The sequence below is a fragment of the Candidatus Arsenophonus triatominarum genome, assembly GCF_001640365.1.
GTDB classification, from domain to species: domain Bacteria; phylum Pseudomonadota; class Gammaproteobacteria; order Enterobacterales; family Enterobacteriaceae; genus Arsenophonus; species Arsenophonus triatominarum.
In genome coordinates, this window is the sequence record NZ_LWMI01000082.1 from 1 (window position 1) to 19,169 (window position 19,169).

General features: G+C 48.4%; 26 protein-coding genes and 1 pseudogene. 5 read left to right on the forward strand and 22 right to left on the reverse strand.

All coding sequences use genetic code 11. The features are described 5' to 3' along the window. The first annotated feature begins 198 nt into the window (after positions 1-198). The 5 genes from AYJ55_RS23475 to AYJ55_RS23495 all read left to right on the forward strand — a co-directional run bounded on the left by AYJ55_RS23475 (position 199) and on the right by AYJ55_RS23495 (position 3,764). The gene (locus tag AYJ55_RS23475) at positions 199-411 is read left to right on the forward strand and encodes a hypothetical protein (protein ID WP_063658139.1); all 213 of its coding nucleotides are present in this window, start codon (positions 199-201) and stop codon (positions 409-411) included. A gap of 2 nt (positions 412-413) precedes the next feature. Continuing rightward, positions 414-968, forward strand: a complete 555-nt coding sequence (locus AYJ55_RS23480) for a PD-(D/E)XK nuclease-like domain-containing protein (RefSeq protein ID WP_074168169.1) — start codon at positions 414-416, stop codon at positions 966-968. After that, positions 965-2,119, forward strand: a complete 1,155-nt coding sequence (locus AYJ55_RS23485) for a recombinase RecT (protein ID WP_063657606.1) — start codon at positions 965-967, stop codon at positions 2,117-2,119. The genes AYJ55_RS23480 and AYJ55_RS23485 overlap by 4 nt, the downstream gene beginning before the upstream one ends. Positions 2,120-2,252: 133 nt before the next feature. Further along, positions 2,253-3,194: an Rpn family recombination-promoting nuclease/putative transposase gene (locus tag AYJ55_RS23490; RefSeq protein ID WP_063657605.1), complete on the forward strand. Its 942-nt coding sequence runs from the start codon at positions 2,253-2,255 to the stop codon at positions 3,192-3,194. Positions 3,195-3,197: 3 nt separating this feature from the next. Next, on the forward strand, positions 3,198-3,764 hold the full coding sequence (locus AYJ55_RS23495; protein WP_063658141.1) for a ProQ/FINO family protein: 567 nt from the start codon (positions 3,198-3,200) through the stop codon (positions 3,762-3,764). A gap of 19 nt (positions 3,765-3,783) precedes the next feature. Here the strand turns inward: AYJ55_RS23495 and AYJ55_RS23500 are convergent, their stop codons facing one another. The 22 genes and pseudogenes from AYJ55_RS23500 to AYJ55_RS23610 form a co-directional block, all read right to left on the reverse strand. Beyond that, the gene (locus AYJ55_RS23500; RefSeq protein ID WP_063658143.1) at positions 3,784-4,212 is read right to left on the reverse strand and encodes a tail fiber assembly protein; all 429 of its coding nucleotides are present in this window, start codon (positions 4,210-4,212) and stop codon (positions 3,784-3,786) included. A 575-nt stretch (positions 4,213-4,787) separates the two neighbouring features. Beyond that, positions 4,788-4,905 (reverse strand): annotated as a pseudogene (locus AYJ55_RS36570) (tail fiber protein); the annotation flags it as partial. Between the two features lie 698 nt (positions 4,906-5,603). Further along, positions 5,604-6,251 carry a baseplate wedge 1 family protein gene (locus AYJ55_RS23510; protein WP_063657586.1) on the reverse strand — a complete coding sequence of 216 codons (648 nt, stop codon included), beginning with the start codon at positions 6,249-6,251 and terminating at the stop codon, positions 5,604-5,606. After that, entirely contained in the window at positions 6,248-7,477 is a 1,230-nt protein-coding gene (locus AYJ55_RS23515; protein ID WP_063657585.1) for a baseplate J/gp47 family protein, read from the reverse strand. Before AYJ55_RS23515 ends, AYJ55_RS23510 begins: the two co-directional genes overlap by 4 nt. Next, positions 7,474-7,830, reverse strand: a complete 357-nt coding sequence (locus AYJ55_RS23520; protein WP_063656260.1) for a contractile injection system sheath initiator — start codon at positions 7,828-7,830, stop codon at positions 7,474-7,476. Before AYJ55_RS23520 ends, AYJ55_RS23515 begins: the two co-directional genes overlap by 4 nt. Continuing rightward, entirely contained in the window at positions 7,827-8,531 is a 705-nt protein-coding gene (locus AYJ55_RS23525) for a phage baseplate protein (protein WP_162505836.1), read from the reverse strand. Before AYJ55_RS23525 ends, AYJ55_RS23520 begins: the two co-directional genes overlap by 4 nt. Further along, positions 8,509-9,369, reverse strand: a complete 861-nt coding sequence (locus AYJ55_RS23530; protein ID WP_063657781.1) for a hypothetical protein — start codon at positions 9,367-9,369, stop codon at positions 8,509-8,511. The genes AYJ55_RS23525 and AYJ55_RS23530 overlap by 23 nt, the downstream gene beginning before the upstream one ends. Continuing rightward, on the reverse strand, positions 9,347-9,685 hold the full coding sequence (locus AYJ55_RS23535; protein ID WP_342668196.1) for a phage baseplate plug family protein: 339 nt from the start codon (positions 9,683-9,685) through the stop codon (positions 9,347-9,349). Before AYJ55_RS23535 ends, AYJ55_RS23530 begins: the two co-directional genes overlap by 23 nt. Then, on the reverse strand, positions 9,655-10,470 hold the full coding sequence (locus AYJ55_RS23540; RefSeq protein WP_063657583.1) for a hypothetical protein: 816 nt from the start codon (positions 10,468-10,470) through the stop codon (positions 9,655-9,657). Before AYJ55_RS23540 ends, AYJ55_RS23535 begins: the two co-directional genes overlap by 31 nt. Further along, positions 10,470-11,852, reverse strand: a complete 1,383-nt coding sequence (locus AYJ55_RS23545; RefSeq protein ID WP_162505853.1) for a lytic transglycosylase domain-containing protein — start codon at positions 11,850-11,852, stop codon at positions 10,470-10,472. The genes AYJ55_RS23540 and AYJ55_RS23545 overlap by 1 nt, the downstream gene beginning before the upstream one ends. Beyond that, positions 11,795-12,235, reverse strand: coding sequence for a hypothetical protein (locus tag AYJ55_RS23550; RefSeq protein ID WP_063658149.1), 441 nt, complete (start codon positions 12,233-12,235; stop codon positions 11,795-11,797). The genes AYJ55_RS23545 and AYJ55_RS23550 overlap by 58 nt, the downstream gene beginning before the upstream one ends. A gap of 214 nt (positions 12,236-12,449) precedes the next feature. Continuing rightward, on the reverse strand, positions 12,450-12,845 hold the full coding sequence (locus AYJ55_RS23560) for a hypothetical protein (RefSeq protein WP_063657823.1): 396 nt from the start codon (positions 12,843-12,845) through the stop codon (positions 12,450-12,452). Next, positions 12,845-13,279, reverse strand: coding sequence for a phage tail fiber protein (locus AYJ55_RS23565; protein ID WP_063657822.1), 435 nt, complete (start codon positions 13,277-13,279; stop codon positions 12,845-12,847). Before AYJ55_RS23565 ends, AYJ55_RS23560 begins: the two co-directional genes overlap by 1 nt. 11 nt (positions 13,280-13,290) lie before the next feature. After that, positions 13,291-14,430, reverse strand: coding sequence for a DUF3383 family protein (locus AYJ55_RS23570; RefSeq protein ID WP_281181230.1), 1,140 nt, complete (start codon positions 14,428-14,430; stop codon positions 13,291-13,293). 17 nt (positions 14,431-14,447) lie between these two features. Next, positions 14,448-14,774, reverse strand: a complete 327-nt coding sequence (locus AYJ55_RS35035; protein WP_281181231.1) for a DUF3383 family protein — start codon at positions 14,772-14,774, stop codon at positions 14,448-14,450. Next, positions 14,771-15,280, reverse strand: a complete 510-nt coding sequence (locus AYJ55_RS34175; protein WP_245677510.1) for a phage neck terminator protein — start codon at positions 15,278-15,280, stop codon at positions 14,771-14,773. The genes AYJ55_RS35035 and AYJ55_RS34175 overlap by 4 nt, the downstream gene beginning before the upstream one ends. Positions 15,281-15,754: 474 nt before the next feature. Continuing rightward, a complete protein-coding gene (locus AYJ55_RS23585) occupies positions 15,755-16,108 on the reverse strand; it encodes a hypothetical protein (RefSeq protein WP_063658151.1) in 354 nt (117 codons plus the stop codon). Next, positions 16,108-16,527: a DUF4054 domain-containing protein gene (locus tag AYJ55_RS23590; RefSeq protein ID WP_063653388.1), complete on the reverse strand. Its 420-nt coding sequence runs from the start codon at positions 16,525-16,527 to the stop codon at positions 16,108-16,110. Before AYJ55_RS23590 ends, AYJ55_RS23585 begins: the two co-directional genes overlap by 1 nt. A gap of 1 nt (position 16,528) precedes the next feature. Continuing rightward, positions 16,529-16,843 (reverse strand): hypothetical protein, encoded by a 315-nt coding sequence (locus AYJ55_RS23595; protein WP_063653386.1) that lies wholly within the window; start codon positions 16,841-16,843, stop codon positions 16,529-16,531. Between the two features lie 2 nt (positions 16,844-16,845). After that, positions 16,846-17,874 carry a major capsid family protein gene (locus tag AYJ55_RS23600; RefSeq protein WP_063658017.1) on the reverse strand — a complete coding sequence of 343 codons (1,029 nt, stop codon included), beginning with the start codon at positions 17,872-17,874 and terminating at the stop codon, positions 16,846-16,848. A gap of 4 nt (positions 17,875-17,878) precedes the next feature. Next, entirely contained in the window at positions 17,879-18,364 is a 486-nt protein-coding gene (locus AYJ55_RS23605; RefSeq protein WP_063658015.1) for a structural cement protein Gp24, read from the reverse strand. A 10-nt stretch (positions 18,365-18,374) separates the two neighbouring features. Further along, positions 18,375-19,169: DUF2213 domain-containing protein (locus tag AYJ55_RS23610; RefSeq protein WP_162505854.1), on the reverse strand; the 795-nt coding region annotated here is incomplete at its 5' end.

A 19,169-nucleotide genomic window follows, 5' to 3' on the forward strand; every position in this document is an offset into this window, starting at 1 on the left:
ACAAACATAGACGACAACTCTATCTTCTCTGCTTTTCCTCCCGTTAACGGAAAAATCATGAGCGGATGAAAATATCACGCTTGAGATGTTGAACGGCTGTGTGGATGCGTTGAAACCACAGAGAACTTGATTGTTCGCCGTTTGTCAAATAGCACCTATCACGCGGCAAACGGTTATTCGAGTACGCAAATTAGGTTGGTGCAAAAGGCAGAGACAATAGCTGTGCTGGATTGGGACAAGGACGCACCCGTTCAGGAAGGAAAAACAAGAGCGTTTTTGATTGGTGATGCGGTACATACGGCTATTCTTGAGCCGGAGAAATTTCCGCTAAGATATGTTTCTGCACCTGAGCTGGATTTGCGTACAAAGGATGGCAAAAAAACGCTATCCGATTTTGAGAAAAAAATCTAACATTGGCAAGGGTTGTTTTAAAAAAGGAGGAATTTGAGGCAATCCAATTGATGCGTGATTCTGCGCTGGCTTACCCAATGGTTGAAGAGCTACTCGAAAACGGCGAACCAGAGGTTTCAATTTTCTATCGCACGGAAAAGGGGACGCTATTGAAAATTCGTCCTGATTTGTTGGGAATCTATTCAGATAAGCCTTTCTTGTTGGATGTGAAAACGACTGACAATTTTCAAGGTTTTGGGAAATCTGTTGATGAGTTTGGTTATCACATACAAGCGGAATTTTACCGTCTGATTGCTAATCAGGTATTTGGTCAAGCGATAGCTTTCACTTTCTGTGCAATTGGCAAAAACCCAGCTTATGGGCGTTTTCCTGTGAAACTTTGTGAACCCGACGACGAAGATAGCGAGCAGGGCGTATACGAAGTAAATCGTGTGATTGATATGCTAGAAAGCGTCATAGAAACCTACCCAATAGTCAAAATATCCCGTCCTTTCTGGGCAAAACAGGCGGATAGAAAACGCAGAGAAGCTTTGATGATGGAAGAGGGTGTAGCATGAATACCGGACTGGAAACCATGAACAACGTCTATGCCAATTTGCAATCGGTCATTACGCAGCAAGGCATAGCAGCCCTGTTACCTGCTCAGGTTACGCCTGAGCAGTTCACCCGAACCGCCGCAACCGCATTGATTGAAAATGCGGATTTGCAAAAAGCCGATAAGCAATCACTGGTGCTGGCCTTAACCCGTTGCGCCAAAGACGGACTTATGCCTGACGGACGAGAAGCTGCTCTGATTGTCCGTAGTACCAAAGTCAATAATCAATTTGTGAAAAAAGCCGTCTACATGCCGATGGTGGACGGTGTTATGAAACGTGCCCGTCAATCCGGTCAGGTAGCCAATATCATTGCAAAGGTTGTCTATTCACAAGATGAGTTTGAATATGTGATTGATGAAAACGGCGAGCATTTAACCCACCGTCCAGCGTTTTTTGATGGTGATGAGGTAGTAAAAGTCTATGCCTTCGCCAAACTCAATAGCGGTGAACTGGTTGTTGAAGTGATGAGTCGCGCTGACGTGGAAAAGATACGCGATACAGTGAAAAGCGCAAAAGACTACACAAGCCCTTGGGTGAAGTGGTTCGACAGAATGGCACTCAAGACAGTGATTCATCGCCTCGCTAGACGGCTTCCTTGCGCCTCTGAACTATTTTCGATGTTTGGGGTATACGAAGATGCAAATTCAACAGAAAAACCGCTCAGAATGGCTCCTACTTCGTTTAAACGGCTATCGATGAGGGATATTATCCGTGAGCGAAACGAAAAACTACGTCAAAAAGAAGAAACGGCGACAGATGTACAACCAGCAACTAATCCAAAATTGGACGCCGTATTAATCGCCCTCGACGATGCCACCGACGAAAAAAACCTTGCTGAAATCGTTGAGCATTGTACCCTGTTGTCCGCTGAGTTGTCTGAGGACGAAAAAATACAGCTTCGTGAAAAGATTAAGACTAGCAAAAAGCGGTTAATTCCAACCAACAAAGATAGCAATGTTTGGATGGCAAGACTGGCAAACGGTACGGGTGACGCTTGGCGATTTCGAGATGGTGAAATAGTCCACGGATTTTTCGAGGCTGAGAAAAAAGCCAAAGAGGTGGGCGCAGTATTGGAAAAACCGAGTCCTTACCGATTTAGTCCGAGTCATTAAAGTAAAAATGCCCCTGAGGTAAATAGGGGCGTTATTGCTAAAGCTGGATTATGATGTCTTAAATGTAATGATTAATATAGCGGGTTTGTTTGCCATAATTCAATCTGACGCGAGCAATTATTGAAGATATCCGATGAGTAAAAAATTCACCCCAACGCCCCATGATGCGGTATTTAAGCAGTTTTTAAGTGAAAAAGAGACCGCTAAAGATTTCTTTGATATCTGGCTACCGGATGAGATTAAGGCACTGTGTGACTTAGATAGCCTCAAAGTGGAATCTGGCTCATTTGTTGATAGTGAGATGAAAAACTACCAGAGTGATATCCTGTATTCTGTCAAAACAGAAAAGGGACAAGGTTATCTCTATCTGCTGATTGAACACCAATCAACCCCTGACAAGCTCATGGCATGGCGACTCATGCGCTACAGTATGGCTGCCATGCAAAAGCATTTAGAGGCTGGTCATAAAGAGTTGCCGCTGGTTTTTCCCATCCTGTTTTATTGCGGTGAGAAAAGCCCTCATCCGTATAGTACAGACTGGCTAGACTGCTTTAGTGGCAGAGATATTGCCGAAAAGATATACACCAAACCGTTTAAGCTAGTCGATGTCACCACGCTTGATGACGGTGAGATTATGCAACATAAGCGAATGGCGTTATTGGAGCTTATCCAAAAACACATTCGAAGACGGGATATGGCCGAGCTACTGAATAGTATTGTTAAACTGTTGTCGTATAATTATTATACTGATAATCAAGTTATTACTATGTTTAACTATCTAATCCAAGAAGGCAATGCTGAGCAACCAGCAAAGTTAATCAAAGAGATAGCCAGACAGACAGAGAAACATGAGGGGGCATTGATGAATATTGCACAAGGTATACGAGAAGAAGGCATACAACAAGGCATACAACAAGGTATGCAACAAGGTATACAACAAGGGAAAGTTGAGGGCGAAAAACAGGCTTCCATGAAGATAGCGCGCCAAATGCTCGAAAGTGGCATGGATAGACAATCGGTGATGAAATTTACGAGCTTAAATGATACTGAAATGAGCAACCTGTTTAAAGATTAAACCATGACAGAACGCCAAAAATTAAGCCTTAATCGTCCTAGAAAGCCTTCATCGGAAGAACATCACAAAAGTGACCTTGCTTACCGTAAAAAGGTCTGGGTAAAGGCTGCGTCAAAAAAACAGAAAAAAAAACCTCATCCTTCGAAAGCCGTAAAACAGCAGCCCAAGCAGACGGTTGTTAAACCCAAACAGGAAGTGAAGGTTAAAACACCTAAATCACCCACACCGTCTAAAAAGCGATTACCGTTAAATGAGGCAATTTCACAAATTAGCACGTTTTGGCCTTATCTTTTCCCTGATGGCAAGCTGTGCCCAATGAAAATTGGCATCCAGCAGGATATGTGGCAAGAGGTGAAGGAAAAGGGCTTACCGATAGCGAGAAGGCGTTTAAGAGCCTGTTTGGGTAGTGTTGGTCATCACGCCGATTATCGCGCACTTATCCAGTTAGGCGCATTTCGTTATGACAAATCCGGTCAGATAGTTGGCGAGGTCACCCAAGCGGATGTTGAGGATAATTTGCAACGTTTAGCACGGCGAAATAAATCAACCAATTCTTTTCTGTCATGCTGATTTGGCGTTGGAAAGCTACTCAATCCGGTTTTTTCGGCCAGTCAATATCGGGTGCAGTTGAAACATCCGTACGGTTCACAAACACCCGATATTTTTTCCAGGCTATCAGTCGTTTTTTCTCGTCTTCGGTGGCCATTTCTAAATCGACTGCATCTTGAAGGGGTGCAATGATTTTGCTTGCGTCTAATAAAAGTTGCTGCTTGTCAGACTCAGCCCTTGCGACAAGTTTTTCTTTCGTTGGCGGTGGGTACATTCTCCACTCAGGGAGTCCATTTTTTCCGGCAACTCGATATTTTTCTAGCGGATGTTGGCTAAATTCTTCAGCCATCTCATCGGAGATAAATACAGCATCATCCGGCCAACTCCCCGCATCAATGTATTGTTGTTTAATTGATGCGTCGTAGATTAAATTTTCTTTTGCACTGTAGACAAAATTTTTATTTTCCATAAATCCTCCGAAAAGAAACCCACGACTTCAGTCGTGGGGTATTGACGATTAATATCCAATACCGAAAACAACGACAGTAGAAGGGGAAGCACTATAACCAGACGCCACTTCAACCTGACTTTTGTTAATAATTTTAGAGGCGGTGACAGGACTATAATTTGTGCTATAAGAGGTTTTATTCAATGATGTCATTACGGTAAGACAGGCGTTTGGAAACGGCGTCGTCCATTTAAACGTTTTAGATATCATTTTCCCACTTTCTGCTTTATCAAGCGCTAATGTCATCCACTGAAACATAAAATTTTGTTCTTCCCCGTTAATAATTGCCGGAATAAAAATATGACCGGATTCATTTGCGCTCGCCGTCGCTGCCTTAAGCAAAGCCGCCGCACCAAGGCCCAGGTTATTTCTGGCCTCAGCTTTGTTTTTAATCTCGGATAAATTGTTATTTATTTTAAGATAACTTTTCAATTCATCGGTTATCACTTTTTGGCTTATCACTTTATCCGTGGCGTTGCCCGTAGTTTGTAAGACGCTTGCTTTATCGAGTTTTTTGTTGACTTCCTCAGTCACGGTTTTCGCCAAGTCATAAGCGGCTTTGACGGCTTTGGGTGTGACGGCCAGCGTTTCATCATTGCTATCAGTGGCGCTACTTAACCGTGTGAGACCGTGTTGAGTGAGCGACGCAACGGGGATAGCAAAAATAATCTGTGAACCATCGCAACGGATAACATTTCTGCCACTGGGCAGTACAACACCAGTCCCTGACAGGGGTTTACAGGTCAGGGTGAAATTCCCCTGACAGTGATTGGTGACAGTCCAGTTTCTTATCCATGGCGGGAAAATTACGGTGGTATCAGCAATAAGATTGCCACTGAAGACCAGTTCTTCTTTTGCGGCCTGTAAGGTAGTCAAGGTTATCGTGCCGGTTTCCAGTCCGGTTATACTGGTGATGCCGTAACTATTCACGGGTACCCACCCTGTTGCGGAGGCATCCAACACTTCCGGATTGGTCGTATTCCCGTCTATTGTATTTAGCCAAAAACCGTCATTCGTGGAATTGGGCACTTTCGCCCCCGCCGGATAACCACCAATCGCCGTGGCAAAATCGGCATCAAAAGGGTAACCCGCGCCCGCATTATGCCAACGATAGCCGGTGTATAGTTCGTTAAGTGCCTGATTCATGTCACGGCCATCAGGGGGCAAGCCGCCTGCGGCTTTAATCGTCATGGTAATGGGGGGAAAACCGGCATCATAAGAAGCCTGATTACTGCCGGTTGGCGTTTTCGCCGTTAAATCACGCCGTGAACCATTCGCCCCAAAGGGCACCGGTTTACGAGCGGGCAAGTCTGTTTTTTTCATAAAATACTCCAAAAAATTCTACTGGATGATTAACGTCCCGCCGTAAAAAACGTCCCCTCATTAAACGGATAGGCATCCTCGGCAAAGCCAAAGTAGGGGGCGACGACCTGATTGATATTCATCAGTACCCCAGAAGGTAACGGGGTGACCTCGCTGTTTCTCAATACCGACAATTCAAAGGGTTCTAGGGGAAAGGCGGTGGTAATACCAATAGTCATGTCACGATAATTCACACAAAACGCCTCGCCACGTTCCTTAAACAGAAAACGTAAGAAGCGATTGATTTCAGGAATAGTCGCAATACTGATGTTAGAAAACGCCTTGCTGAGTATCAGGCTTCGATAAGCGTTGTCCGCTAGCCTGATTTTTCTGGTTTCCTGCACACCCGCGTAATAAGGGGCATCACTGAACGGGGTGGGATAATCCGCTTTTCCTTCGTCTGCCTGCGCAAACCCAAACGCGCTGTTATCGACTTCCGCCGTGATGTAACGTGAAATGTTGACGATTTTCCCCCACATATCCAGACCAAAGCGGTTGCAGGTGGTGATATCCCACACTTCATCAAGAAACCGGTCAGTAAAATCCTCCAGACTCACCGCCTGCTCGAATGTTGCGATGACAGACAGCAATTTCTGGCTGGCACTGTACTGGTTTAGCACCGTTTTTTGCCAACTCATTTTAACTCCACGTGAATGTTATCGGCTTGCAAAACGGGGACTTGCGCCACGCCTGGTGTTAACGCAGACAGCCAGTTTTTGCCGTCTTGGGATATCATTACTGATACGACACTCACCGAATAAGGCTCAATCGCAATAATCGGCGCGTAGTATTTACCCACATTCAGGGTTGCCCCTATACCCGCACGTTGAATGCCTTCTACCTCGCCATTAAACACGCGAATAACTGTTTTTTTAACTTGCCCGGTAATGTCACAGGGAGGATTGAGACTTTTATCAATGTTGACGGAAAAATAGACGCTTAATGGGGTGGCTCGCTGCCACTGCATCACATATTGCGGGTAAGGCGGCGAGTAGTTCTCTTTATCATAAACAGTAAAGGTGGTATCCCCATTCATGTCCGCGCCAGGATTGTAATACTGGAAGATCGTCTCGGCGATATCGGTATCGTTGCCACCATTCACACAAATAAAAACGGAATGCGGTTTAACCGGATAAAGAGTCGTGCCGATAGTGACCGTCTCCCTTGTTCGGTTTGACCAGACATACGCATCCGTCACACCTTGGGTTTCCAGTAGGGCCGCTTTCATCGCACCATCGGTATTACGACCGTTGCGCGCCACTGATTGGCGGCGGCGTGTTTCAAAGGCAATGCGGGATTCTACCTGTGACCCGACACGGGCCGGTGTGTCATTGGTGATGGCGTCCCACCCTGAAACAGAGCTAAAAATTTGCGTTAATTCCCCCGTGGCGCAGGCGATGGGGCCATGCGTCGTGTTCTGGAAGGGGATTTTTACCGTGCCGCTGGCAGGGATGGTTGCTTCGCTCACTGAACGCCACAAATAACCGGCCTTATCCTGGGCGGTACTGCCTGCTGGGATACGGGTGCCGACTTTGCCCGTGCAGGTGGCCATGACAACGCTACCCTGACCAGGAATACGATTGAGAAAATAGATGCGCCCTATTCCATCCTGAAAGCGCCCGCTCGCAAAATCGGGGTTAATCTGGTTGAACAGGCATAATAATTTGTCGTAGACCTGCGCCAGTATTTCGGTCTCACTCTGGGCTATCTGTCCTTGGGGGGCGCTCAGTGATTGACTGGCATGGCCGCCCAATATGCCGACAAAATCCGTCAGCCGTCCGGCGAGCACGTCCGCGATATCCGGCACCGACACCCCGTTTTCGGTTATCGTGACATCAGGTACCGCGGTTTTCACTGTGGTCATAATATCACCTCCAATCGGTTATTCTCGTTATCCGTGACGCGAATGACACCGCGCAGTTTCCGACTGGCCTTATCCAGCCTGACGCTTGCTATTGCCTGGTTAACAACGGGCAGTTTTTCGGCCTCAACTTGTAGTTTTTGCGCAATAAATCCGGCAGTGGGTCGTCTTCCGAGGACTTCCTCCTTCCATGGAATGCCGAGTGAACGGTCAAAATAACATTCACCCATAAATACCAGACAGGCCGAGGCCACATCCTGGGCTACCGCGGCAGGGGTGGTCACTATTGCCAAATTGCCTTCACCGTCTAGCGTTAAATCCCACGCCTTATCCAGTTTTAGGGTGCAATAGGTCATAGCGTGTGCTCCGGTTTATCCGATGTGACACGGCTGCTGCCGCTTTCTACCCCGTTCACATGATGATAATGGCTGTTGTAAGCTTCCCGCAGCGCTTTGATGCTGGCCTGTTGCGTACCGACATTATCGGTGATGTCACCCGCCGCCGTGACATTTCCGGTAAAATGCGCTTGGGGCGTATCGAGGATCACCCCAGAAGGGGCCTTGATAGTGGCCTGCTGACAGTGGATTTCAATGTTTCCTGGACTGGTGATATTTATTCGGTTATCCGCAAATTCAATAAACTGGGTCGGTGGCATATTCAGCAGTCCACCCATGTAAATGCCGTCGGCGCGGTTGTGTCTACGGCGAGTAGACGGTAATGCGCTCTGGCGGGTTGCCCTGACACGGCGGGTATCACGGTCACAAATTAATAGGTGACCAATATCCCCCACGACCGGATTCATGATGAGGGCACTGTTCCCCCGTTGCAGGCGAAATACCGGAATGGCGTAAATTGGGGTACTCTCCATCAGGACACCCCGCGTATCAGGATAAGCCAGCAGGGGGCGGACATCCACCACCAGATTGGGCGCTTCACCGTGTAACGCAATCACCTGAACAATTTCACAAAAAAAACAGCCGGCAAGAAGCTGACTGAAGGCATGCATAAAGGTGTTTGCATCATTACCGGATGCGTCACGGTTGTTTGTTTCTCTCATAAGCTTCAACACTCACTGCGTTACAGACACTGTGCCAGTTTCCCCCTTGCACCCAGGAAGAAAGAAAGTGTTCGACACCCGTTAACAGGTAGAGACCACTGGCACCCGGTAACGACGTATCAAGCGATACCGATCGCCCAAATGCCAGCAAGGGGCTGTACTGTGTCTGAAAGGTTAATCCATTCGCGTTGTGGATCGGATACCCTATCAAGCCATTTTCCGCCGAAATCTTCGGCATAACCGCATCCCTTGTTTTCCCAGCAGGCCAAACATGGATGATTTTTCCCACCGGTTGAAATTCCAGCCGATGAGACAGGCAAATGGCGGCTATCTGAGCAAAAACACTGCCGGCGTAATACGGGTTGGATTCGGTTAAGCCGCCCAATAAATTGGGTTGAAACGTATAGCCGTTCTGCTGACATAACGAATCGAGTAAATCACTGACATTCACGACACCCGTGCGTGAAATCGGCGGAATGACTTTAGCACGGAGGTCACTGGCGGCCAGCGCTTGAATGACAAACGGAGATTCGGGCATCGTATTCATATTGGCATAAGCAGATCTGACGGCGCCCTCGAATATCAAAATATCCCCACTATAGATAGCTATGTCAAATTGTCGTCCATCGAGCACCAGCGAACTGTAATCTTTTGGTGACAACATCCCGATGAGTTCTAAACTTAACCCATAGAGGGCGCACTCTGCCTCAACGCCGCCGTATCCGCCGTAGCTATTGGTTCTGACAAAGGATTTAACGTTATCCAAGGTTAATTCTTCTATCTGGCCGTTGCCCGTATCCAGAGAGAACGCAAACTTAAGCGTTTTTTTGCTGTACATTTCCATCCTCGTAAAAAAGAAACCATCGACTCCCTAGACCGTGCCAACGCGGGTCTTCTTGCCCTTGGGTATCCACGAAGAATAAATCACCGGTGAAGCCGAGCCAGGCATAGCGTACAAGGCGCGTGCCATGCAGACAGGGGACGCCCTGGACAACAGGTATTCCCTTTACCGTCAAATCCAGGTAGAGGGCACTTTCATGCTGCGTCAGCCGTAAAGTACATTCCTGGCCGTTAAGGGTGAGGTTGATACGTTGAGATTTTACGGGGGAAAGCATTATCGTGCTCACAATACGGCGCCTTTGATTTTTTTCCACAGCGCACCGGATTTCTGGCTGACGCTGCCACTGATACGTGAAGCCGACTGATGAACGGTGTCCATGGCACTGCGGAAGCTGCCATTCACACCGGCGGTAGCTGAAGCTCGCTGTGGTCCGATTGAATTTTTCAATGCGTCCCACGTTTTACTCAGCTCGTCCAGTGTAGACATTTTTTCACTGCCATTGACATCGATTGGGCAGGTACCATAGGGGCTACGCGCGACTAAATCCCCCGTCGGTTTATTGGCGGACTGAGGGGTATTTAATACCACTTCCATTTGTTGGATCACCTCCTGAAAGATCAGCGCTACCGTCAGTAAGGTGACCCCCGCCTGCGCACTGACCCGATAGCTATAATCCGTCAGGTCAAAACTCGCATAATTGCCCTTGGGGGTCTCAATATCGTACAAATCGGTTGTTTTGAGCATAGTGCCAATCGTTTGCAGCGTCTCATTCTGACTGATTAACGTCAGGTCAAAGAGATTCGGTATCACACTGCTAAATCCACTTAACCCCGAAATAACGACTTGGCACGTTATTCGGGTGGGTTGATAGATTTTATTGATCGACTGATACCGGCCTTTCTCGATGGGGGCGTTAATGATGCTAGCCTTGCCTGTCGGCTGAAATACCGACATACCACTGAAATTAAGGGCAACCTCGGCGGAGCCGTGTTTACGTATCACATACGCGGGATGCAGCACACTGTCAATGATGGATAACGGCGAGCCGCCTGATACCGAATTCAGTACATCCGCGAGGTTGAAATCAAAAATAGTCATCAGTACATCCCGTTATTCAGTGTCGTATTCATTCGGTGGCGTTTTGCCTGTTCTTCAATAGACTGTTGAAGCTGGTTAACCGTCTGCGGATGGGTCATCACATTCACGGTGTTAATATGAGTTGAGTGCGTCTGACGGTTATCCGTCGTTTGAGCCGCAATCGCTGCTGGCGGCGCAGAGGCTTGTTGAACGATTTGGTGGTAGTTTTCCAGTACTTTTTGGGGATAGTCGAGGGTTTCCTGCTTAAGCGGTTGGCCTTTACCAGCCAGGTAGTTATCGATGCGCCCTTGTCCGGCGTTATACGCCATCAGCGCCAGTTGGGTATCACCGTTATAGTGCCTTAACAATCGGCTTAGGTGGATTTGTCCCGCGGCATAGGCTTTTTCAGGATCGAAGCGTTCCGCCGGTGTTAACCCTAAATCCCTTGCCGTATTTGGCATAAGCTGCATCAGGCCTGCGGCGCCGGCGCGTGAAACCGCGTTCGGATTGCCCTGGCTTTCTGTCCTTGCCACGGCTGAGGTTAATGCGGGGGTGGCTTGATAACGCGGATCGATCCACTTCCCCTTTTCCCAGTGTGCGCCGCCCGTTTCCCCAATGAGGGCGTGGCCAAAATCACCCCATGTTTTTGCTGTTCGGGCTGCCTGGAAGGCGTCATAGTTCCCGAATAACGCATTTAATCCTTTATCGATAACAGGTTCACCAATATAAGCTAATGCACCCGCCCAGCCTGCTTTTCCGATAACAGAATGACTTCCCGCCACTTTGGCTATTTTACTTGCGCCATATAGCGCCACAACATCTTTAAGGGCGCGATCAGTTCCGCCAAGTGCTTCGGTCACTTTCTCTGCACCCGCCGAAATCCCCTGAAAAAAACCGGTAATATCATTGCCATGGGCGTTGATCCAATGGCTAAAGGCGTCCAGTTCTTTAACCATCCCAGGGCCAAAGGCGGCCAACAGGCTGTTTTTCACGTTCTGGGTGGACTGATCCAGATCGGCCATTATGCGTTGAAGCTGACGAGCGGTCGCGATGCTCGCTTCACTGACATTCGAGCGCTGTTCAAGCGCTTTGTGCCTTTTGTCGAAATCCGGTGAACGGAACAGGTTGACTGCCGCCGGCGAATAACCCAGTCGTTGCCCCCAATTTTCCGCCTGCGCCAGAGAAATACGCCGAAAGGCGGCCGCCAGACGGGACAACATTTCATCGTTATTTTTTGCGCCGAACAGGTCTGAACCTGTGGCACGGTTGAAATTGATTAAATCGTAGTCGGGCGAAGATCCCGGTATGGGGTTAGTTAGCTGATTTTTTGCCTGATTTAAACGCATCAGGATAGCGTTAATTTCTTCTTTAGAGCTGCCCGCACCCTGTGCCTGAACCCCCACGCATCCGCCGATTTAGCGCTAATGCCTAACCAGGTGGCGTTATTGGAGAGGGCTACCAGTGAATGCGTGGTAGAAACAATCATCCGGCGGGTGGCTTCGATGCCCAACGATAACCCGAGAAATTTGGCGAACCCCAATTGGGCGGTTTTGAAGGCGCCGCCTGACGTTTTCCCAAAGCGTGCCAGGCTTTTCGATAATCCATCCACCCCTTTCACGGATTTTTTACTGGATTTTTCGCTGGTTTCCCCCAGTTTTTCTATCTTTTCGTCCAGGTCGTTAACACGCTGTGCCGCTTCGTCAGAAAACTGAATAATCAGCTTTTTGCCTTTCATCAGTTCGTCGGTTTTCACTTTAACCTGATAGACCAGTTCTTCAATAATCACGGTTTTTTCTCCCAGTGATCCCGCCAGATGCGTTCATTGTGGTTTTCTACTGCCAGTATTTCGGTCAGGTCATATAAGTCGTGCACGGATAACACCGTCTGAAGCTCAGTGATACTGGCTTTTCCGGAGAGAATGACGGTCGTCAACACGGGAGAAATATTCACAGTAGAAACCAGGTTAGGCGGTAACGCCTGTTGTCCAATAAACGGGAAATTCAACGGGCGGCGAGTGTTAAAAAACCAAAGTTCAATTCAAACACTTTATCTTTCAGGGTGCGGATAGTGGATACCTCTTCAAAATCAAACGGTTTGATGTCCCGATAGCCGGTATCGACACTGATTTTCACGGTGGAAAGCAGTCTTGAACTGATTGAAGCGGCCATTTCCGTAGAGGTAGCCGAGAGGACACTCAGCCCCAGCGTCGCCAAACCGGCACAGCCCATCGCGATGACATCCGTTGGGATGCTGCCAAAATCGGCTGTCCCCATCGCGCGGTAAATCTCCTGCGCCAGTTCTTCAGCTTCCCAAGCGGACATCTCGGTGATGAAGAAGGTTTTTCCTTTGTCACGGTTATTTTCTTCCACCGTCCAGGTGATTTCTTTTCTGGCCATTACATGGGGCTCCGTGTGACGGACTCAAAGTGAAAAACGGCGGGTCTGGCCTGTAATATACGCTGTGCCGGCGGCGTCGGCGTCCAGGTGTACAAGATACCGTTCACAAAGTTGTATTTTATTTTTATCGCCGGAATTGCAATCACCATGTTGCAGGGGAATTTGGCAATCGCCGCCCGCTCTGCTGCGTACCAATCATCAATATGGACGCCGGTTGCTGAGGACGCCAAGAGATTCAAGGTGAACTCAACCGGATTAAAAATAAATCCTGCATGATACTTGCCGTCAGCGGACATCACGTCTTCCGCATTCTGCAAGGCGGCCGTTTCAAACATGCTATCGGCCGCATAATCCTCCGCATAAAATCCAGCGGGATAGTAAGCCGGCACGATGATGTGAACGGAGGCGTTCGCACTGGTTATATCAATAGCCATTTTATATCACCTCAAAGAATATCGATTGCTGACATTTGCACCGATTGAACAAGCTGACCATCCACATAGTAGAAGGTTGCTCCCTGTAGTTTCCGCTCTAGTCGGGATGAACCTGTCTGCACCGGAATATAGAAATACCAACCCGCTGAAAACAGCGTTGCGCTCATGTCACGTCCAACGGCGCTGTTGACTTGGGTTAACTGTGACTTGTCCAGCAGTACGCCTGCCCGAAGCGCGCCAAAATTTTTAGCGGCCGTAGCGACATCGATGACGGCTGACGATAGGGCCGTATAGCCACTATCATTGAACGGGTAGGACTGATTAGCGGTGAACAGATTAGCAAAGGCGGCCACCAGATTTGCCCTGATCCACACCTGATCGATGAAACTATCCAACCAGACATATTGTCCGGTTATCTTCCCATCGGAAACATAATTGGCGAGTGTTTTGTTTTGGCCGTAAGCGCCGTAGTAGTTATACCCATTCGATTCGAGCGCTTGCGTCGTGGCCAGATCGCTGACATTGGCGGCTAGCCCGCTGAACTGTCTGAATTTGAACGAAACGCGGCCATTAGTCCGCGCGAAATCCAGCGAGGCGGCATAAGCCAGGGCAATTACAGCGTAACGGTAGTCTCCGTAGACCGGAAATACACCGGCATAGTTATTCGCTTTCACGATTTTCTGGACAAAACAGTTAGCATTATCACGCACGGTTGCTGCCGCGGAATTATCCCACAGCGCATAGAAATAGCGGTTTTGCTGCGCACTCACCCACGAACATAAATTCTGGTTCTGTTCATCTGACAGGGCTGTAAGGGTCATCACGCCGATCCAATCCTGATTCTGGTTAATGATGCCATTCATCGTATCGATAAGTGATTGTGCTGATACGCCCTGTGAGGGGATGGCGCCGGCCTCTGCGGTCAGTTTTAGACCGGTAGCAAGGGTGCTTTTTTCCATATCCAGGACGGAACTTGACGAACCTGTCGTTACTGAGCGGATAATGAATCTTGCTGCCTGTGGCAACCATTCTACCGTCACAGAAGCCCCAATAGCCGTCTGCAACACCGTTGCAATATCGCTCATCGTGGTAGCGGTATTGAAATCAACTGCTCCACTAGTTACTGGCTGACCGTCAACCTTCAGTTTCACCTTGCTCGTCGGCGATTTCATTGTCTCCAATGAGACCCCGCAAGGCTGCCGGATAATAGCCAACCGGATGCGTCTTCTAACGCGAGGCGGGACATCAACAGCGCGGCAGGTAAAACGGTGGCATTGTCATAGCCACTAAAATACAGCGTCGCTGCCTGATATTCGCGACTGTGCGTTCCCAGCAGGTCTGCGACTTCCTGCGCACTACCGAAAGTGCTAACCGTGCCTGTAGGGATCAGTGGATTATCGGTCAGCATCAGGCCATTGGCATCCAAGGCTGTTCCTGCCGGCGATATCACATTAGCGGTGATACTAAAATCTTTAGAAAGTGGAATTTTGCTCATTTATCAACCTTTTTAACGGAAATATCCGTCTTGTCGAAATAGTCCTGAGATACGTTGACAACAATATGCACCTGTAAGGACAAGGTGAGGGTATATCTTGCTTCCCACTGGTGTTCACTGTTTAACATACTGGTCTGCAAAGCAGCACTGGCATAAAGTGGAGCAAGACGTTCATCCAGCGCCTTGATTCGGGAATAGCCGTAATCAGAAGCAAACAATGTTTCAACACGAATGGATCGGTCACCGGCATTTTCACCGTAAATGTCGAGCTGAATATCAGCTTGCCTTACTTCAGTCCAGTTCATCGTACTGGTTTGAGGGTTTCCGCTGTCATGGGCAATCCCTCTCGCCGCCGACAGCCGGATAAATCGCAATGGCGTGAGAACACAGAAGATATCGCTCGGCATGGGATTCCGGTTATCCTGAGCCTGCCAGACCGTACCTGCAATCGGTTCAATGAAATCGGCCAACGTGTCAATGACCTGATTGACCGTATAATCATTCATCCCCCCTCCCTGTCCGTTTGGAGACACACTAACAGCCGACACCAGTCCGGCCACAATTCAAGCGGTTCAATCACCAGCCAGGTATCCCCTCAATGAGGAATAAATCGCCACCGGTCTGTTGTTTTCGGTTAACCGACCAGAAGTTTCCGTTAACGTGAATCGATTTGAATATGCCGTGGATATTCAATCCGTCCACATGCTGCAAATCCCCTTTCGACAGGGGTTGCAACTGAATGACGATATGTTCATCGGGAAGGTATTTGGGATGCGTGTCCGGCCTTCACCGACTGTCCAACCATCAGAACGGCGGACTATTGCAGCAATATCAGGGTTAACGGCTCGAATAGCCGAACGAGTGAGATTATGAAGATTCATCATCCACCACCACCCAGTATTTGACTGACTCCAGCATGTGATGTGTATCAACCAGCGGTTTGTCAGTGAAGTTTTTTGGTTTGTGAGTCCGGTGCTTTCTCACATAAAGCGTGGTTTCAGAAAGCGCGGATCGGTGAGTGTCAATATTGAATCTTTAATATTGCTGACGACTTTTTCACCTAATAATTCCGCCGCTTCTTTAGCATTAACACCGGCGCGCATGGACGACGCCAGATAGGTTGACCAGTCTTTTTGATGGGCTGAAATAGCGTTACGGAAGAAAGGGCGCGGTGGCTGGTTATTCCCAGGATTGCCAAATTCGTTCATGTAAGCCACTTCAGCAACCCGACGGCCTTCTGGATAGCTTACCTCTTTTGGAAAGCCGACTTTCAACGTCAGGTCATTAAGCTGCTTTTCCTGTGCGTCCAGAAACGCTTTTATCTTCCCCGCCATCAACTGCACCCCACCTCAATACCTGGGAAATAGGCAAACATCCGGTAGGGCTTGGTCAGTTGCCAAAAAAGCTGTCCCCACTTTGATTGGAAATACCAGGCTTGCGAGTAAGGCAATCCCTGCCCGACATCAAGCGACACGGAGACACTGCCTTCTGCTGCATTCGCAACCCGACCAATCATACCTGACACCCCTGACCCGTTTCCGTTATCATCGCCAAAGGTGATATCACAAAGATGGGCCGTCAGCAGATAAAGCAAACTTTTTCGCTTTGGGATAGCCTGCTCCAGCGAAAAATTTGCGTTATCGAACAAAGCCTGAGCAAAATCAAATAGCATTTTCAACTGCTCATCCTTGACCTTGCGGTAGAGGGGATATTGTTCTCTGAATTCAAAAACATCAAACGCCACCACAGCCATATTATGCCTCCGTGGGTTTGACGGTTGCCTTTTTCGGGTTAATCGGTTCTAAACCGGTTTTGACCTGTGCTCTTTCCTTAGCGGCTGAGGAAAAACTTTTTTGATCAGTGACCTTGAAGATTAACCCCTTTTCGATAAATCCCGCCTGCGCGTAGGTTTTTGAAAATACATTGAACCACGCCTCATCCACGCCTTCGGTTATGCCAAAACCGCCATAAATGGCGCAAGCGTTAGCCCCTTTCAATTCAATAGTCTCATTCTTCACGGTGGCTTTCAGTCCATGGGGGAGTTTACAGCCGACAATAATTTTTCCCATAATCATATCCCCAACATTTGAGCAAAAAGCATGGGTTGTGTGATCACCGTGCCATACGTACTGGCCGCCACTTTCTGCGACCAGCTTGAGTGTTGCTGAAGAAGCGGAAATGCCCGATATTTTTGCGAATTCGCCACATAGCAAACAGGCTGTCCCTGATAGCTGCGCACGAACATCTGTATTAACTCACCGGCATCGGTACTCAATTGTGGAGCCGTTTCAATGCGTAGATTGGGGAACGCTTTTTTGATCAAGTCCTCAAGCGAGGTGGCCATGATTTCATTAGACGATTTGAGATACACAGAGGCTTTGTTTGACAATACCAGCGTCAGGGAGGAAGCCATATCGACACCGTCACCGACCACCCCATTCGTTCGTCCTACCAGGTCACTGTAGAGTGCCAAAATATCGTTGTAACGCTGCTGGATGGATTTATCTTCCCATTTCGTTTTACCACTCACCTTGGTTGGTGTGATCGGCGTGGGAAGCTGAGGGTTATTTAATGCGCCGTAGTTAACGCCTTCAACCCCAAAAAAGGCAAACCGGTTGTAATCCTGGTTAATCGTGTTGGCGGCCGCCATCTGTTTTTCAGCAGCATAGTTGATCATCGCCAGTCCCATGCGCGCCGATTCTAAATCGCCATAGGTGATCATCGTCTGAAAACGATATTGGCGGATGGGTTCAAATTGCAGGTTAACCTGGTTTGCCCCGTTTTCGTTATAATCGCCATAGGAGGAGATATGACCACTGTATTCAGCGCGGGGAATTTCCCAGAAATCGTGTTGCCACAATCCGATTGTGCGCTCGCCGTAAATTTCCGTGGCACGGGTTGGGGCAAATACCGTTCTGATAACGTTCGGATCGATACCCCCCGCGACGATGGCAGGAATACTACCATTGGTCAAAGTGGAGGGTAACGGCTGGGCATCATTGGCCAGATACAAACGGTTGACTGAAGCAGGTAACGTCACCCCCCCTTCTTTAGCCCGTTTCATGAGTGCGTGGAAATCATTGTGTGTTAATTGCGCCATCGTATTAGCTCCAGCTTGACATGATAAAAATTTCACCCACCGCGGCGGCGGTCATCACTTTAAAAGGGGTTTCGATAAATCCGTCTTTCGTCGTCCCTGCGTTAGCCGTTTCAATCGTGCCATCCGCCAGTTTCGCATAAACTTTTTGGCCGATAGTGGTTACCGTTGCTGACTTGGCCCAAAAGTCGCCCGTTTTGTAAACGGAGACCTGTTGTCCCTGCGGGATGGTCATACTGTTTTTTTCATCCCAGTTCACAAGGGCGGTTCGCTCATTGCGGACAAATCCCAGGATTTCGCCGGTACCGCTGTTGTTGACCAGGCTAGGTTTACTGTCATCACGCCAGGCGAAACGGGCCATCACGGTACCGGTAGAGCCGGCACGGAAACAGCCGCCTAATGATGGCACCACCGCAAAAGCATCATTACAGGAGGCAAAATCACCTTCCCGACCCGGTGCCTGATAAAGCGCTACATTGTTCTGAAAGGCCATAATTTTGCTCCTAAAAACTGGTCAACACGGGACACTGCACTTGAGTCAAAGGCGACTTGAGGTTTACCTTGATTGCCTGTGTTTTTGAGCATCTCCACCATTTTCGGGAGCGCTGAGGGATGAACCCTTTTGTGTCGATACCATTTTGACTGAGGGTTAATCGGTAGACTTGTTCGGCAGAGTCACAGGCCACTTCACCAATCAGCGGTGAACACAAACGTTCTGCCGCACGAAGCGCTGCAAATTCACGCCGAATTTTGTTCTCTGCCTGTTGGATCAGGATAGCCGCATCGTTAGCGGTTTTTTTATCCTCATCATTATCGTCATTCGTCCTTTTTTCTTTATCCTCCTCGCTTTCGTTATCCTGTTTATCATCCGACGGATCTTCTTTTGTCTCCTCGTCATTCGCTTTTGAGGTCAGTCCATTGATATACTCTGCCACCGTATGAATATCTTCGTCACTGGCATTTGGCAGGCGCTCTTTCAGTCCTGCGATCATTTCATCATCGGTTTTCTTTTCGTCTGCCATTTTTTTTAAATCCTCTGGTTTTGCGTCGTTGACTAGAACATCTGGCCCCGTCCTGCCATCAGGAACAATCGCCAGGTGGTAGGCGTGAATATTGCGCATCACGCCATCATAGGCCTCTCCATCAACGCTGCCCTGCGTCATATCCGGTACGTAGCTGTAGGAGGGCGATAATTCGCGCTGGATATCGGTTTCAATACCCGCTTTTGCTGCTTCATCCCAAATAGAAATCGAAGCGATGAGATAGGGAAATTCAAAACGGATATCATTCATCACGGC

Bases quoted from the DNA above. Each gene is read 5' to 3' on its own strand.
- AYJ55_RS23525 (WP_162505836.1), bottom strand. From the start codon at position 8,531: ATGAGAGAAACAAACAACCGTGACGCATCCGGTAATGATGCAAACACC.
- AYJ55_RS23485 (WP_063657606.1), top strand. From the start codon at position 965: ATGAATACCGGACTGGAAACCATGAACAACGTCTATGCCAATTTGCAA.
- AYJ55_RS23495 (WP_063658141.1), top strand. From the start codon at position 3,198: ATGACAGAACGCCAAAAATTAAGCCTTAATCGTCCTAGAAAGCCTTCA.
- AYJ55_RS23490 (WP_063657605.1), top strand. From the start codon at position 2,253: ATGAGTAAAAAATTCACCCCAACGCCCCATGATGCGGTATTTAAGCAG.
- AYJ55_RS23500 (WP_063658143.1), bottom strand. From the start codon at position 4,212: ATGGAAAATAAAAATTTTGTCTACAGTGCAAAAGAAAATTTAATCTAC.
- AYJ55_RS23600 (WP_063658017.1), bottom strand. From the start codon at position 17,874: ATGGCGCAATTAACACACAATGATTTCCACGCACTCATGAAACGGGCT.
- AYJ55_RS23530 (WP_063657781.1), bottom strand. From the start codon at position 9,369: ATGTACAGCAAAAAAACGCTTAAGTTTGCGTTCTCTCTGGATACGGGC.
- AYJ55_RS23590 (WP_063653388.1), bottom strand. From the start codon at position 16,527: ATGGCTGTGGTGGCGTTTGATGTTTTTGAATTCAGAGAACAATATCCC.
- AYJ55_RS23560 (WP_063657823.1), bottom strand. From the start codon at position 12,845: ATGGCCAGAAAAGAAATCACCTGGACGGTGGAAGAAAATAACCGTGAC.
- AYJ55_RS23515 (WP_063657585.1), bottom strand. From the start codon at position 7,477: ATGACCACAGTGAAAACCGCGGTACCTGATGTCACGATAACCGAAAAC.
- AYJ55_RS23520 (WP_063656260.1), bottom strand. From the start codon at position 7,830: ATGACCTATTGCACCCTAAAACTGGATAAGGCGTGGGATTTAACGCTA.
- AYJ55_RS23585 (WP_063658151.1), bottom strand. From the start codon at position 16,108: ATGGCGGGGAAGATAAAAGCGTTTCTGGACGCACAGGAAAAGCAGCTT.
- AYJ55_RS34175 (WP_245677510.1), bottom strand. From the start codon at position 15,280: ATGAATGATTATACGGTCAATCAGGTCATTGACACGTTGGCCGATTTC.
- AYJ55_RS23510 (WP_063657586.1), bottom strand. From the start codon at position 6,251: ATGAGTTGGCAAAAAACGGTGCTAAACCAGTACAGTGCCAGCCAGAAA.
- AYJ55_RS23540 (WP_063657583.1), bottom strand. From the start codon at position 10,470: ATGACTATTTTTGATTTCAACCTCGCGGATGTACTGAATTCGGTATCA.
- AYJ55_RS23565 (WP_063657822.1), bottom strand. From the start codon at position 13,279: ATGGCTATTGATATAACCAGTGCGAACGCCTCCGTTCACATCATCGTG.
- AYJ55_RS35035 (WP_281181231.1), bottom strand. From the start codon at position 14,774: ATGAGCAAAATTCCACTTTCTAAAGATTTTAGTATCACCGCTAATGTG.
- AYJ55_RS23595 (WP_063653386.1), bottom strand. From the start codon at position 16,843: ATGGGAAAAATTATTGTCGGCTGTAAACTCCCCCATGGACTGAAAGCC.
- AYJ55_RS23605 (WP_063658015.1), bottom strand. From the start codon at position 18,364: ATGGCCTTTCAGAACAATGTAGCGCTTTATCAGGCACCGGGTCGGGAA.